The sequence below is a fragment of the Vibrio sonorensis genome (assembly GCF_001854765.1).
GTDB classification, from domain to species: Bacteria; Pseudomonadota; Gammaproteobacteria; order Enterobacterales; family Vibrionaceae; genus Vibrio; species Vibrio sonorensis.
Genome location: NZ_LJJE01000014.1, coordinates 1 through 13,591, shown reverse-complemented (window position 1 = coordinate 13,591; position 13,591 = coordinate 1). Strand labels below are relative to the sequence as shown.

Sequence of the window (13,591 nt, the reverse complement as noted above, 5' to 3'; positions counted from 1 at the left end):
AGAAAAGAGCGCAAGCCTCAAGATGGTCCAAGTGAAGCAGAAGTGCGTGTCTATCAGGAGTTGTTAACCACACAAGTGGAAGATGAGACGACGGCGACTATTGAAAAACGCGAACACAGCATTGAGAGCGAAACTTGTCCAGTTGAATCCGTCCATACGCTGGGCAAAGCCATTCATGTGGTTCAGGGACGTTATTTGTTGATGGCGGATAAGAACAGCAGTTGCTTGGTCTCTCTCGCCAAAGCCGAACATTTACGGTCGCTAGGCCAACTGGATACGTCGGCATCGCCGTTAAAAGGCCAGCCTTTGTTAGTGCCTTTGTCACTTAAGTTAGAAGCCGAGTTGATTGAGTCAGCGCAGCGAGAAAAGGTGGCTTTAGAGAGATTGGGCATTGACCTTAAGTTGCGCAATAAGCAAAGCTTAATGGTGATGGCTGTGCCTCAGCCCCTTCGCCAGCAAAACCTCCAACTTTTGTTGCCAGATCTGTTATCTTACTTGGCTTCTTTACAGTCGCCCGTTCTTGATGGAACACTAGCGCTATGGTTAAGCACTCGCATTGCAGAAGTAAAAAACGACTACACTTTGTCGGAAGCGATACAGATTATTTCAGAGCTTGAGCAACTATGGCATGGCGAACTACCCTTAGATGATAAAACTTTCGTAACTTCGGTAGACTTTTCCGCTTCAATTGCGGCGTTACAATTATGACAGAACAACTTCCTTTAGCACTGTTTCTTATGGGGCCAACTGCATCAGGCAAAACGGATCTCGCCATAAGGCTAAGACAAAAATTTCCCGTAGAGATCATTTCAGTAGACTCTGCGCTTATCTACCGTGGAATGGACATTGGTACAGCAAAGCCGGATGAAAGAGAGTTGGCGCTGGCTCCTCATCGACTCATCGACATATTAGATCCGGCAGAAGCGTATTCTGCCGCTGATTTTAGGCGTGACGCATTGAATGCGATGCAGGACATTGTTTCATCTGGAAAAATACCGTTACTTGTTGGCGGAACTATGCTCTACTACAAGGCCTTGCTTGAGGGTTTGTCACCACTTCCGGCTGCAAATCCAGAAATAAGACAACAAATTGAGCAAGAGGCATTGACTCAGGGCTGGAACGTGCTGCACGATCAGCTTAAGGAGTTTGATCCCATATCTGCTGAACGTATTCACCCTAATGATCCGCAAAGATTATCTAGGGCGATAGAAGTGTATCGGATATCGGGTAAATCTCTTACTGAGTTGACGCAAACGAAAGGTGAAAGTCTGCCTTATCGAGTCAAGCAGTTTGCAATAGCGCCCAAGGAAAGGGCGGAACTGCATCGTCGGATTGAACTCCGTTTTGAAAAAATGGTCGAAAATGGGTTCGAAGAAGAAATGCGTGCATTGTATGCGCGAGAAGATCTTCATCCAGATCTGCCTTCAATTCGATGTGTGGGTTATCGACAGATGTGGGATTATTTGGATGGGAATTGCACAAGAGATGAAGCGATTTATCGCGGAGTTTGTGCAACCCGCCAGTTGGCCAAGCGACAGATCACCTGGTTACGCAGCTGGGATGATTTAACTTGGTTAGATAGTGAGAACATTGAACAATCGGTAGAAACTGTTTCAAATGCGATAGCATCTGAAGGTTTTAGCTGTGTATAATGTGATCGCTTTTGCGTGAATTACCCTGTTAAGGATCTGTTACTTGAAATTTGATCGCAAAACCTCCATAACAAGTAGCAACGGGGTGTTTTTTTATTCGTTTAGCTCAGATGCAACGGCCGCACCATAAGCAGCGAACCACTAGCTAAATAACTAAAACAAAATTACAAATAAGGAAAATAAAATGGCTAAGGGGCAATCTCTACAAGACCCATTCTTAAACGCGCTACGTCGTGAGCGTATTCCAGTTTCAATCTACCTTGTAAACGGCATTAAGCTGCAAGGTCAGATCGAGTCTTTTGATCAGTTCGTAATCTTGCTGAAAAACACAGTAAATCAAATGGTATATAAGCATGCGATTTCTACTGTTGTTCCTGCACGTCCGGTAAGTCACCACAGTGGCGACCGTCCGCAGTCAGCAGATCGTCCACAAGAGAAATCTGAAGATTAATAAATCGAGTAATACCGTAAGGAGTTGATTGCTTGTTTGACCGTTATGAAACCGGTGAGCGAGCCGTACTTGTTCATATCAACTTCACGCAAGAAGGGGAATGGGAGGATCTCAGCGAGTTTGAAATGCTGGTTTCCTCTGCTGGCGTATCGACGTTGCAAGTAGTTACAGGCAGCCGTCAATCGCCACACCCCAAGTATTATGTCGGAGAGGGAAAGGCTCAAGAGATCGCACAAGCTGTGCAGGTCGCTGGGGCTGATATTGTGATTTTTAATCACGCCCTCTCTCCTGCCCAGGAACGCAACCTCGAACAACTGTGTAAGTGCCGAGTATTAGACCGAACAGGTCTGATATTAGATATCTTTGCACAGCGAGCCCGCACCCACGAAGGTAAGCTGCAAGTGGAACTTGCTCAGCTGCGCCATATTTCTACACGTCTTATCCGTGGATGGACCCACCTAGAAAGACAAAAAGGCGGTATCGGTCTACGTGGCCCAGGTGAGACTCAGTTAGAAACTGACCGACGTTTATTGCGTGATCGTATCAAGGCGATACTTAGACGACTGGTTAAAGTTGCTAAGCAGCGCGAACAAGGGCGAAGAGCTAGAAGCAGAGCAGAGATCCCAACAATCTCGTTAGTAGCTATACCAATGCCGGTAAGTCGACTCTGTTCAACCGAATTACAGAGGCCGGAGTGTACGCAGCTGATCAGTTGTTTGCTACTTTGGACCCTACTTTACGTAAAATAGAATTGTCGGATGTTGGTCCGGCGATATTGGCGGATACAGTTGGATTTATTCGTCATCTGCCACATGACCTAGTGGCGGCGTTCAAAGCGACGTTACAAGAAACCCAAGAAGCTGACATTTTGTTACATGTTGTCGATGCCAGTGACGAGCGGTTTCGTGAGAATATTCAAGCGGTTCATGACGTGCTGCAAGAAATTGATGCGGATGAAGTTCCGTCTCTCGTCGTGATGAACAAAATTGATAATATGGAAGACCAACGTCCTCGTATTGAACGAGATGATGAGGGTGTACCTGTAGCGGTTTGGGTCTCTGCGATGGAAGGTTTAGGTATTGAGCTTCTGTTTGAAGCGTTAACCGAGCGCCTTGCTAGCCAGATGGTTCAATATACGCTTCAGATCCCCCCGCAGCATCAAGGGCGATTCCGTAGCACATTCTTCCAAATGAAGTGTATTCAACGTGAAGAATATGATCAGGATGGCAACTTGTTGATAGATATCCGCATGCAACAAGTAGATTGGTCTAGACTTGAAAAAAGAGAAGGGGCAGTTTTACGTGACTTTATAGTTACTTAAATGACTGCTACAGTATAACGTCATATCTAATGATGGAGCTTTCTAATGGCGTGGAATGAGCCTGGTAATAACAACGGCAACAATGGCCGCGATAATGACCCTTGGGGTAATAATGATCGCGGCAACAAAGGTGGTCGTGATCAAGGACCGCCAGACTTAGACGAAGTGTTTAATAAACTGAGTCAGAAACTGGGTGGAAAGTTTGGTGGAAAAGGTGGGAAAGGACCTTCAATTGGAGGCGGTGGTGCGATCGGTATCGGTCTGCTCGCAGCTATCTTAGTTGTTGTTTGGTTCGTATCCGGCTTTTACACCATCGGTGAAGCAGAGCGCGGTGTAGTATTGCGCCTGGGTAAGTACGACCGAGTGGTCGATCCGGGCCTAAACTGGCGTCCTCGCTTTATTGATGAAGTAACACCAGTTAATGTTCAAGCAATTCGTTCTTTGCGTTCTTCTGGTCTGATGCTAACAAAAGATGAAAACGTAGTGACGGTTGCAATGGACGTTCAGTACCGTGTAGCTGATCCTTACAAATATTTGTTCCGCGTAACCAATGCGGACGACAGCTTGCGTCAGGCGACAGATTCAGCCCTTCGCGCTGTAATTGGTGATTCGTTGATGGATGGCATCTTGACCAGCGGTCGTCAGCAAATTCGTCAAAGCACCCAAGAAACCCTAAATACCATCGTTGATGGTTATGACATGGGCTTGGTCATCGTAGATGTGAACTTCCAGTCTGCGCGTCCTCCGGAGCAGGTAAAAGATGCGTTTGATGATGCTATCGCAGCTCGAGAGGATGAAGAGCGTTTTATCCGTGAAGCAGAAGCTTACAAAAACGAAATTCTTCCAAAAGCAACAGGTCGAGCTGAGCGTCTGAAGAAAGAAGCTCAGGGTTACAGCGAGCGAGTGGTGAACGAAGCACTCGGTCAAGTGGCTCAGTTTGAAAAGCTGCTACCTGAGTATCAGGCAGCGCCAGAAGTTACTCGTAATCGTCTCTATCTAGACACAATGGAAGAAGTGTACTCAAGTACTTCAAAAGTCCTGATCGATTCTGAATCTAGCGGTAACTTACTGTACTTGCCAATTGATAAACTCGCGGGTGAAGGCAAAGCGCCGACAAAACGCAAGCTACAATCTTCATCGGCTTATGACCAGATTGAATTGGAATCACAGCGTGAAGATGCGCAGACAGATTCAACTAACCGCTCAACCGGCACTCGTCAAGGGAGATACTAAGAATGCGTAAGTTATTGATCCCTTTATTAATCGTTGCCCTAGTGGTGGTAGGTATGTCGGTATTTATTATCGACGAAGGTGAACGTGGTATCGTTATTCGTTTTGGTCGAGTACTAAAAGATAACAACGATGCGTCTCGTATCTATGAGCCGGGTTTACACTTCAAAATGCCAATGTTTGACCGTGTGAAAACACTGGATGCGAAAATCCAAACGATGGATGGACGTGCGGACCGTTTTGTAACGTCTGAGAAAAAAGACGTTATTATCGATTCCTACGTTAAGTGGCGTATCGAAGATTTTGGTCAGTACTACCTTGCAACTGGTGGTGGTAACCGTCTAACCGCAGAAGCACTTCTGGAACGTAAAGTAACAGATGTTCTCCGTGCAGAAATCGGTTCTCGCGAAATCAAACAGATTGTATCTGGTCCACGTAACGAAGTCGTTACTCCAGAAGTGATTGATGGCGAAGAGCTTTCTACCGAAGCAGTAAGAGCGCTTGAAGTAGATGGTGAACGTGACAAAATCATGGAAGAAGTACTGAACGATACTCGTGGTAGCGCAATGGCTGACCTTGGTGTTCGCATCGTTGATTTCCGAATGAAGAAAATCAACCTACCGGACGAAATCAGTGAGTCAATCTACCGTCGTATGCGTGCGGAACGTGAGTCAGTGGCTCGTAAGCACCGTTCACAAGGTCGTGAAAAAGCAGAAGTTATCCGTGCACAAGCAGAGCTAGAAGTCGCTAAGATCCTAGCAGAAGCTGACCGTACTGCTCGAGTGACTCGAGGTGAAGCAGATGCACAATCTGCAAATATCTACTCTGATGCTTACAACAAAGACCCTGAGTTCTTTGGTTTCCTACGTTCACTTCGTGCGTATGAAAAATCCTTCAGCGACAAGAGCGATATCCTAGTATTGGATCCGAAGAGTGACTTCTTCCAGTACATGAATAACGCTAACGGCGCAGAAAAGTAAGATTGAGATAAATCTATGCTATAAAGCTCCTTTCTAGGAGCCTTTTTTATTGGTGGCAATAATGTCAGATTCGATTTGGTTAGCGATAGGACTTGTTTTGATCGTTGAAGGTTTAGGGCCGTTACTCGCTCCCAATGGTTGGAGAAATATGGTAGCCCAGCTCAGTCAGCAGCCCGATAACGATCTGCGTAGGATAGGCGGATGTTTGGTCGTAGCGGGCAGTGTTATCGCTTATTTCTTTGCTTAGCGAGCTTTTAGTAATGAGGTGGCGGCGTTTCTTCCGAAGGATCGGCGAGATTTGACTTGTCCATGCTCTTCATCTTTCCAACCACATATTTCATTTGATCTTGCATCTTAGAGATCACTAATTGTTGCTGGCTAAGCGCATCGTTCAGTTCTTCAATGGTCTGTTCTTGAAAGGCCAATTGGCATTCTAGATCATTGATGCGCTGTTCAAGTTCGGCCGTGTTTTTATCGGTCATGATTAATCTTCTATATCCCAAGCCTGAGCGATACCAGCAGAAGTGCCAGTGATCAGTCTATTCTGGTTATCAATAGCGGCATCATACACGACTGCTCTAGGAGGGCGAGTATCTTTTAACGGTTTTGCTTCAAAACCGTGTAAGCGCTTACCCGTTGACGTATCCCAAACCATAATTCGACTTGATGGCGTTCCGGTTAATAGCAAACTGCCGTCGTCAGAAAATCTTGCCGTTGAGAAAATAAGTTGTCTCGACCAGCTTTTCAGTGAGGTCATTTCCTCGCCAGATTTTAAATCCCATATTACGGCTTGGTTTCCGCCATCCGAAGTAAAGGCATAAAGTCCATCGCGATGAAGTGCAACGCGATTGACTCGCTGTTCGTGTTCAAAGGTACGCAATACTAATCCCGTTGTGGTATCCCATAAGTAGGCTTTGTAGTCGTTGCCACCGGATAGTGCGAATCGTCCGTTGGAAGAAAGTGCAACCGTATTGACTTTTTCACGGTGAGCTAGGAACTCTAAACGACGACCGGTGACTAAGTTTACATAGATGGCTTTGCCGTTAGAGAGCCCAAGTAGAACTTGCTCACCGTTGCTGGATATATCGACATCTCGGATCAAACCGTCGGAAATAGACCACAATCCTTCTGCTTGTGTCCAAGCAAGATCCCAAACGGCAAAGTTGATTTGGCTGGCGGTCACAGCAAAGCGACCGTTGTCAGAAATACGGATGCGAGAGACGGCGTTGGCCTGAGGATCTTGTTCACCTAACTCGGCAAGCATTTTGTTTTCGTAAAGGTCCCATAGAACTAAATGGTGCTCTTTCGAATAGATAAGGGCGAATCGAGCATCTCGACTCAATGCAAAAGCGCTTGTTCCTTGGTTCTCAAGTTCCCAGTTCTGCAGGTCGCCACTGGTATAAAAGCAGCCATTTAACAGAAGTATGACAAGGGCAACGACAATATTGTGAGAAATTATCCGCATCAAATCTAAATATCCGCTGGTCAAGGTTACTTGGAAGAGTATATTGGTTATATTGGTATAACATGCTTGTGTACACCAGTCTTTCTTAACGAATTGTGCACAAAGACAAAATCGCGTACCTGAGTTACCTCAAAATAGAGGTACTGAACCTATTATTTTGAAGTCACTTGGCTATAAGTCCTTTAATTGGAGAATTGAATGAAATCTATATTTAAAGTGTCACTGCTTGCGGCAACCGTAATGCTAGCAGTTGGCTGTCAAAAAGAAGAAGAACCTAAAGTAGAGCAACAACCAGAGCAGCAGGTTCAAGCTGAAGCAGCAAAAGCGGTTCACTTTAATAGCGAAGATGATAAAGCGGCTTATGCCATCGGTGTATCATTTGCCAACTACTTGAGCTCTAGTTTAGACAAGCCAAAAGAAATTGGAATTGAACTCAACAAAGAACTAGTGCTTAAAGGCATCGAAGATGTTTTTAAAGAAACGGCAGCACTTACAGAAGAAGAGACTCGCGCAGCCCTAGAAGGCCTAGACAAGCGTGTGGCTGAAACCATGCAAAAGCAGGCGACTGAAAAAGCACAAGCGAGCCTAAAAGCTGGTGAAGAGTTCCGCAGCCAGTTTGAAGCACTAGAAGGCGTAACTAAGACAGAGAGCGGCCTTCTTTATCAAGTTTTAGTTCCTGCTGAAGGTGAAACACCAAAAGAATCAGACACGGTACAAGTACACTACAAAGGTACTTTGATTGACGGTACCAAGTTCGATAGTTCTTACGACCGCGATGAGCCAGCAACCTTCCCACTCGATCGCGTGATTGCTGGTTGGACCGAGGGCGTACAGCTAATGCCAGTCGGTTCTAAGTTTAAGTTTGTTATCCCGCCAGATCTTGCATACGGTGACCGCGATACGGCAACGATTCCAGCAAACTCGACGCTTGTTTTTGAAGTTGAACTACTGAAGATTGAAACCACGCAGTAACGACTTAGCGCAGAAACTAAGAGCCTGACCAAGTGTCAGGCTTTTTTAGTTTTGTAGTGTAAGACTTATCTCGCAAAGCGGTGTCTATTTGAACAAATCACGACTAAATTTTTTGTTCTAAATCACTAGTCAGCAAGTTTGATAAGGTGCGCTTCAAAATTTCTGATAAACTTACCTCTATTTGTTGATATAACGCTCTAAGGCGATAAAAGTGACCACTACAGATACAATCAATGCAGACAGCTTGCTCGAGATGGAATCGGTCCATGTAATGCCGTTTTCCGAGCATGACAAAATTATCCTTAAATCTTATGAAGCCGTTGTAGATGGCATCGCTAGCCTGATTGGCCCGTTTTGTGAAATTGTTCTTCACTCATTAGAAGACTTAAATACATCAGCGATCAAAATAGCCAACGGTGAAAACACGGGGCGTCAAGTAGGGTCACCGATCACCGATATGGCGCTTAAGATGCTGAAAGATATCGAAGGATCTGAGCGCAACTTCTCTCGCTCATATTTCACCAGAGCCAAAGGCGGCGTGTTGATGAAGTCGATTACCGTAGCGATTCGCAATGGTGATGACCGCGTGATTGGCCTTCTATGTATCAACGTCAATCTAGATGCACCGTTCTCTCAAGTTTTGCAATCTTTTATGCCAACGGAAGAGGCAAAAGAAGCGGCTTCGTCGGTAAACTTTGCTAGTGATGTCGAAGAGCTGGTGGACCAAACGGTTGAGCGCACAATCGAAGAAATCAATGCTGATAAGTCAGTTTCAAACAATACTAAGAACCGTCAAATCGTGATGGAGCTTTATGACAAAGGTATCTTCGATATTAAAGACGCCATCAATCGCGTTGCCGACCGTTTAAATATATCTAAACACACGGTGTACCTATACATTCGTCAGCGTAAAACTGAGGACGAAGAAAAGTGAGTGGTGAAAGCCAACTGACTTATACTCTGGTAGTGAACGGCGGTGTTTATGGCAGACAATCCTCAAAAACCGCTTATCAATTTGCTACGGCTCTTATTCAACAAGGGCACAAATTAGTTAGTGTGTTTTTTTATCAAGATGGTGTTACCAATGGAAGCCAGCTTACCGTGCCTGCCAACGATGAGTTCGATCTAAACAAAGCCTGGCGAACTCTTGCTGAACAAAACAAGGTTCAGTTGGAAACTTGCGTTGCCGCAGCCTTGCGCCGTGGTATCGTCAGTGAGCAAGAAGCCAGCCAACACGGATTGCCACAAAGCAGCTTAAGCGACGGCTTTCACCAAGCTGGCTTAGGTAGCCTTGCACAGGCCCTGCTTAGCCAAGACAGAGTGATTCAGTTTTGAGTACCTTGACCTTTCTTTTTCGACACTCTCCTCATAACAACGCTTCAGGGCGAGAAGGGGTTGATGCCTTGTTAGCCGCATCGGCTTACAGTGAAGATATACAAGTCTTGTTTGTTGGTGATGGGGTTTACCAATTGCTTCACGGGCAAGATACCAGCGAGATACTAAGTAAAGACTATGCTCCGATGCTTAAATTGTTTGATCTCTACGACATCGAGCAGGTGTTTGCCTGTTCACATTCATTGAAAGAGCGCGGATTGCTCCAAGCCGATCTGGTCATTGATGTACCAATTATCTCTTTACAAGAGATACAGGACAAACTTCAATCGACAAGTAAAGTACTCACATTTTAGAGATGCCCTATGCTTCATATCGTAAAAACACTTCAGGCGCTAGAAGACGCCAGTCAATACAGTGGCGCAAATGATGAGTGGCTTCTGATAGAAGAGGCAGTCTATGCAGCGAATCCTCTACATCGCGATTTTCACTTTTTAAAAGAGAAGCAAGTCTCTGTATTAGAAGCCGATGTGGTGGCTAGGGGGATGAATAACCGCCTTAGCCCATCAGTAACATTGGTCGATTACAGTGGTTTTGTGCGCCTTACTGCTGCTCACCCACAAACCCTTACCTGGGACTAGTTGTTTTCTTCAACGCTTATTCTTGTCCCAGAAAGTAAAAAAGATCTGTATATTTCTTGACACACCTCTCACCGCTGAATAGAATTTTGCGTCCCTAATTGCCAATGGCATTTGGGGCTAGATTTTTCACAAAGCTTACTTTAAGTAAATCAGGAGCTAGTTAATGGCAACTATTAACCAGTTGGTACGTAAGCCTCGCGTGAAGCAAGTTGCTAAAAGCAACGTGCCAGCGCTAGAAGCGTGCCCACAAAAACGTGGTGTATGTACACGTGTTTACACTACTACACCTAAAAAACCTAACTCAGCACTTCGTAAAGTTTGTCGTGTACGTCTGACAAACGGCTTCGAAGTGACTTCATACATCGGCGGTGAAGGTCACAACCTTCAGGAGCACTCGGTTGTTCTTATCCGCGGTGGTCGTGTTAAAGACCTTCCAGGTGTTCGCTACCACACTGTTCGTGGTGCACTTGACTGTGCAGGCGTTAATGACCGTAAACAGGGTCGTTCTAAGTACGGTGTGAAGCGTCCTAAGTCTTAATGGATTCCGTTAAGTAAGGCCAAACACTAAATTATTTTTAATTTTTGAAGAAACTGAAAAGTTTTGGATAACCTGAAGAAGACAACGGAGAATATCCATGCCACGTCGTCGCGTTATTGGTCAGCGTAAGATCCTTCCAGATCCAAAGTTCAAATCTGAACTGCTGGCAAAATTCGTTAACATCCTTATGGTTGACGGAAAGAAATCTACTGCAGAGAAAATTGTTTACACTGCACTAGACACTATGGCTGAGAAGTCTGGTAAAGACCACTTAGCTGTTTTTGAAGAAGCTCTTGAAAATGTTCGCCCAGCGGTAGAGGTTAAATCTCGCCGTGTAGGTGGTTCAACTTACCAAGTTCCTGTAGAAGTACGTCCGGTTCGCCGTAACGCACTTGCTATGCGTTGGTTGGTTGAAGCTGCGCGTAAGCGTGGTGAAAAATCTATGGCTGCACGCCTAGCTGCTGAAATGCTAGATGCGGCAGACAACAAAGGTACTGCTGTTAAGAAACGTGAAGACGTTCACCGTATGGCAGATGCAAACAAAGCGTTTGCTCATTACCGTTGGTAATAGACCTACTGTGCTGCGAGGCTCTCTCGCAGCACTTTTCTATTTTCTAAGGTATACCTTAGCAAGAGGATACAATCGTGGCTCGTAAAACTCCTATTGAGCGCTACCGCAACATTGGTATCGTTGCTCACGTAGATGCAGGTAAAACAACCACTTCTGAGCGTATTCTGTTCTACACTGGCCTTTCTCACAAAATCGGCGAAGTTCACGATGGTGCAGCTACCATGGACTGGATGGAGCAGGAGCAGGAACGTGGTATCACTATCACATCCGCTGCGACTACGACATTCTGGCGTGGTATGGAAGCACAGTTCCAAGATCATCGCATCAACATTATCGACACCCCAGGACACGTTGACTTTACTATCGAAGTAGAGCGTTCATTGCGTGTACTTGATGGTGCAGTTGTTGTGTTCTGTGGCTCATCTGGTGTTGAACCTCAGTCTGAAACAGTATGGCGTCAAGCAGATAAGTATCATGTTCCACGCATGGTGTTTGTAAACAAGATGGACCGTGCAGGCGCAGACTTCCTACGCGTTGTTGACCAAATTAAAGATCGTCTTGGTGCGAACCCTGTTCCAATCCAACTCAACATTGGTGCGGAAGAAGAGTTCAAAGGTGTCATCGACCTTATCAAGATGAAAGCGATCAACTGGAACGAAGAAGACATGGGTATGACATTTGCCTATGAAGACATTCCAGCTGACATGCAAGAGCTTGCCGAAGAATACCGCAACAACCTTGTTGAAGCGGCTGCAGAAGCAACAGAAGAGCTGATGGACAAATACCTTGAAGAAGGTGAACTGTCTGAAGCAGAAATCAAACAGGGTCTTCGTACTCGTACACTAAACAACGAAATCGTACTTGCTGCATGTGGTAGTGCGTTTAAAAACAAAGGTGTACAAGCGGTATTGGATGCTGTGGTTGAGTTCTTACCATCTCCTGTTGATGTTCCAGCTATCAAGGGTGTTGACGAAAATGAGAAAGAGGTTGAGCGTCACGCAGACGACAACGAACCTTTCTCAGCATTGGCGTTTAAGATTGCGACCGACCCATTTGTAGGCACACTGACATTCATGCGTGTGTATTCAGGTGTGGTTAACTCAGGTGATTCTGTTTACAACTCAGTGAAACAGAAGAAAGAGCGTTTCGGTCGTATCGTACAGATGCACTCAAACAAGCGTGAAGAAGTAAAAGAAGTTCGCGCGGGTGATATTGCTGCTGCAATTGGTCTGAAAGACGTAACCACGGGTGACACTCTATGTGACCAGAACCACAAGGTGATTCTGGAACGCATGGAATTCCCTGATCCAGTTATTCAGATCGCAGTAGAGCCTCGCTCTAAGGCAGACCAAGAAAAAATGGGTATCGCACTAGGTAAACTGGCTGCAGAAGATCCATCTTTCCGCGTCGAAACGGATGACGAAACAGGTCAGACTCTGATCTCTGGTATGGGTGAGCTTCACCTCGATATCATCGTCGACCGAATGAAACGCGAGTTCAGCGTTAACTGTAACGTTGGTAAGCCTCAGGTCGCCTACCGTGAGACCATTCGTGGTACCACGGAAGCGGAAGGCAAATTTGTTCGTCAATCTGGTGGCCGCGGTCAATATGGTCACGTATGGATTAAACTGGAACCAGCAGAGTTTGGTGAAGGTTTTGTCTTCGTGGATGAGATTGTTGGTGGTGTTATTCCTAAGGAATACATCAGTCGGTAGCGAAAGGTATCGAAGAGCAGATGAACAGTGGTGTTCTAGCTGGTTACCCAGTACTAGATGTAAAAGCAACACTGTTTGATGGCTCGTTCCACGATGTTGACTCAAGCGAAATGGCGTTTAAGATCGCCGGTTCGATGGCATTCAGGAAAGGTGCGCTGGAAGCCCAGCCAGTTATTCTTGAGCCAATGATGAAGGTTGAAGTAACCACTCCGGAAGACTGGATGGGTGATGTTGTTGGTGATCTTAACCGTCGCCGCGGCATTATCGAAGGTATGGATGAGGGCAACGCTGGTCTTAAGATCATCCGTGCTCAAGTTCCACTTTCAGAGATGTTTGGTTATGCAACCGACCTGCGTTCTGCAACTCAGGGGCGTGCTTCTTACTCTATGGAGTTTAATGAGTACGCTGAAGTACCTAAGAACTTTGCAGATGCAATCATTGCAGAACGCGGTTATTAATCGGGGAAAGCAGATCGAAAAAGTAGCTTACTTTTTTTAAAGATCATGCAGACCAAATATTGCGCTGGCGAACGTTGGCGCATAAAATAGCAAATTCTGGCGCGCCGTGAACAATTCTTTTTGCGGCGAATCATAACTAGGAAGGAACACGATCGTGTCTAAAGAAAAATTTGAACGTACTAAACCGCACGTTAACGTTGGTACTATCGGCCACGTTGACCACGGTAAAACAACTCTAACTGCAGCTATCTGTACTACTCTAGCT

Annotated in this window: 15 protein-coding genes and 3 pseudogenes; 16 read left to right on the top strand and 2 right to left on the bottom strand. The window is 45.6% G+C overall.

The window, feature by feature from the left end:
* The 7 genes and pseudogenes from BLO31_RS03165 to BLO31_RS03135 all read left to right on the top strand — a co-directional run.
* Nucleotides 1-708 (top strand): annotated as a pseudogene (locus BLO31_RS03165) (DNA mismatch repair endonuclease MutL); the annotation flags it as partial.
* Nucleotides 705-1,652: a tRNA (adenosine(37)-N6)-dimethylallyltransferase MiaA gene (gene miaA, locus BLO31_RS03160; RefSeq protein WP_070962851.1), complete on the top strand. Its 948-nt coding sequence runs from the start codon at nucleotides 705-707 to the stop codon at nucleotides 1,650-1,652. The pseudogene BLO31_RS03165 and the gene miaA, both read left to right, overlap by 4 nt.
* 184 nt (nucleotides 1,653-1,836) lie before the next feature.
* Nucleotides 1,837-2,103, top strand: coding sequence for an RNA chaperone Hfq (hfq, locus tag BLO31_RS03155; RefSeq protein WP_070962850.1), 267 nt, complete (start codon nucleotides 1,837-1,839; stop codon nucleotides 2,101-2,103).
* Between the two features lie 32 nt (nucleotides 2,104-2,135).
* Nucleotides 2,136-3,424 (top strand): annotated as a pseudogene (gene hflX, locus BLO31_RS03150) (ribosome rescue GTPase HflX).
* A gap of 45 nt (nucleotides 3,425-3,469) precedes the next feature.
* Entirely contained in the window at nucleotides 3,470-4,657 is a 1,188-nt protein-coding gene (gene hflK / locus BLO31_RS03145) for an FtsH protease activity modulator HflK (protein WP_070962849.1), read from the top strand.
* A 2-nt stretch (nucleotides 4,658-4,659) separates the two neighbouring features.
* On the top strand, nucleotides 4,660-5,634 hold the full coding sequence (gene hflC, locus BLO31_RS03140) for a protease modulator HflC (RefSeq protein WP_070962848.1): 975 nt from the start codon (nucleotides 4,660-4,662) through the stop codon (nucleotides 5,632-5,634).
* A 61-nt stretch (nucleotides 5,635-5,695) separates the two neighbouring features.
* Entirely contained in the window at nucleotides 5,696-5,881 is a 186-nt protein-coding gene (locus BLO31_RS03135) for a DUF2065 domain-containing protein (protein WP_070962847.1), read from the top strand.
* A 7-nt stretch (nucleotides 5,882-5,888) separates the two neighbouring features.
* On the opposite strand, the gene BLO31_RS03130 is transcribed toward BLO31_RS03135, so the two are convergent.
* Together BLO31_RS03130 and BLO31_RS03125 are read right to left on the bottom strand one after the other, a co-directional pair.
* The gene (locus BLO31_RS03130; RefSeq protein ID WP_070962846.1) at nucleotides 5,889-6,116 is read right to left on the bottom strand and encodes a SlyX family protein; all 228 of its coding nucleotides are present in this window, start codon (nucleotides 6,114-6,116) and stop codon (nucleotides 5,889-5,891) included.
* 2 nt (nucleotides 6,117-6,118) lie between these two features.
* Nucleotides 6,119-7,099, bottom strand: a complete 981-nt coding sequence (locus tag BLO31_RS03125) for a WD40 repeat domain-containing protein (RefSeq protein ID WP_070962845.1) — start codon at nucleotides 7,097-7,099, stop codon at nucleotides 6,119-6,121.
* A gap of 198 nt (nucleotides 7,100-7,297) precedes the next feature.
* Between BLO31_RS03125 and fkpA the strand changes: the two genes are divergently transcribed.
* From fkpA to BLO31_RS22970, 9 genes and pseudogenes are all read left to right on the top strand, one after another.
* Nucleotides 7,298-8,071 carry an FKBP-type peptidyl-prolyl cis-trans isomerase gene (gene fkpA / locus BLO31_RS03120; RefSeq protein ID WP_070962844.1) on the top strand — a complete coding sequence of 258 codons (774 nt, stop codon included), beginning with the start codon at nucleotides 7,298-7,300 and terminating at the stop codon, nucleotides 8,069-8,071.
* Nucleotides 8,072-8,282: 211 nt separating this feature from the next.
* Nucleotides 8,283-9,005, top strand: coding sequence for a helix-turn-helix transcriptional regulator (locus BLO31_RS03115; RefSeq protein ID WP_070962843.1), 723 nt, complete (start codon nucleotides 8,283-8,285; stop codon nucleotides 9,003-9,005).
* On the top strand, nucleotides 9,002-9,406 hold the full coding sequence (gene tusD, locus BLO31_RS03110) for a sulfurtransferase complex subunit TusD (protein ID WP_070962842.1): 405 nt from the start codon (nucleotides 9,002-9,004) through the stop codon (nucleotides 9,404-9,406). Before BLO31_RS03115 ends, tusD begins: the two co-directional genes overlap by 4 nt.
* A complete protein-coding gene (tusC, locus tag BLO31_RS03105; RefSeq protein WP_070962841.1) occupies nucleotides 9,403-9,759 on the top strand; it encodes a sulfurtransferase complex subunit TusC in 357 nt (118 codons plus the stop codon). Before tusD ends, tusC begins: the two co-directional genes overlap by 4 nt.
* Before the next feature lie 9 nt (nucleotides 9,760-9,768).
* A complete protein-coding gene (gene tusB, locus BLO31_RS03100; RefSeq protein WP_070962840.1) occupies nucleotides 9,769-10,044 on the top strand; it encodes a sulfurtransferase complex subunit TusB in 276 nt (91 codons plus the stop codon).
* 163 nt (nucleotides 10,045-10,207) lie between these two features.
* Complete coding sequence (rpsL, locus tag BLO31_RS03095) at nucleotides 10,208-10,582, top strand: 30S ribosomal protein S12 (RefSeq protein WP_038181303.1); 375 nt, start codon at nucleotides 10,208-10,210, stop codon at nucleotides 10,580-10,582.
* Nucleotides 10,583-10,679: 97 nt separating this feature from the next.
* Nucleotides 10,680-11,150 carry a 30S ribosomal protein S7 gene (gene rpsG, locus BLO31_RS03090; RefSeq protein WP_070962839.1) on the top strand — a complete coding sequence of 157 codons (471 nt, stop codon included), beginning with the start codon at nucleotides 10,680-10,682 and terminating at the stop codon, nucleotides 11,148-11,150.
* 77 nt (nucleotides 11,151-11,227) lie between these two features.
* Nucleotides 11,228-13,326: pseudogene (gene fusA / locus BLO31_RS03085) on the top strand (elongation factor G).
* A gap of 154 nt (nucleotides 13,327-13,480) precedes the next feature.
* Nucleotides 13,481-13,591: GTP-binding protein (locus BLO31_RS22970; RefSeq protein ID WP_239670767.1), on the top strand; the 111-nt coding region annotated here is incomplete at its 3' end.

Bases quoted from the DNA above. Each gene is read 5' to 3' on its own strand.
- BLO31_RS03125 (WP_070962845.1), bottom strand. From the start codon at position 7,099: ATGCGGATAATTTCTCACAATATTGTCGTTGCCCTTGTCATACTTCTG.
- hfq (WP_070962850.1), top strand. From the start codon at position 1,837: ATGGCTAAGGGGCAATCTCTACAAGACCCATTCTTAAACGCGCTACGT.
- miaA (WP_070962851.1), top strand. From the start codon at position 705: ATGACAGAACAACTTCCTTTAGCACTGTTTCTTATGGGGCCAACTGCA.
- hflK (WP_070962849.1), top strand. From the start codon at position 3,470: ATGGCGTGGAATGAGCCTGGTAATAACAACGGCAACAATGGCCGCGAT.
- BLO31_RS03130 (WP_070962846.1), bottom strand. From the start codon at position 6,116: ATGACCGATAAAAACACGGCCGAACTTGAACAGCGCATCAATGATCTA.
- hflC (WP_070962848.1), top strand. From the start codon at position 4,660: ATGCGTAAGTTATTGATCCCTTTATTAATCGTTGCCCTAGTGGTGGTA.
- rpsL (WP_038181303.1), top strand. From the start codon at position 10,208: ATGGCAACTATTAACCAGTTGGTACGTAAGCCTCGCGTGAAGCAAGTT.
- rpsG (WP_070962839.1), top strand. From the start codon at position 10,680: ATGCCACGTCGTCGCGTTATTGGTCAGCGTAAGATCCTTCCAGATCCA.
- fkpA (WP_070962844.1), top strand. From the start codon at position 7,298: ATGAAATCTATATTTAAAGTGTCACTGCTTGCGGCAACCGTAATGCTA.
- tusB (WP_070962840.1), top strand. From the start codon at position 9,769: ATGCTTCATATCGTAAAAACACTTCAGGCGCTAGAAGACGCCAGTCAA.
- BLO31_RS03135 (WP_070962847.1), top strand. From the start codon at position 5,696: ATGTCAGATTCGATTTGGTTAGCGATAGGACTTGTTTTGATCGTTGAA.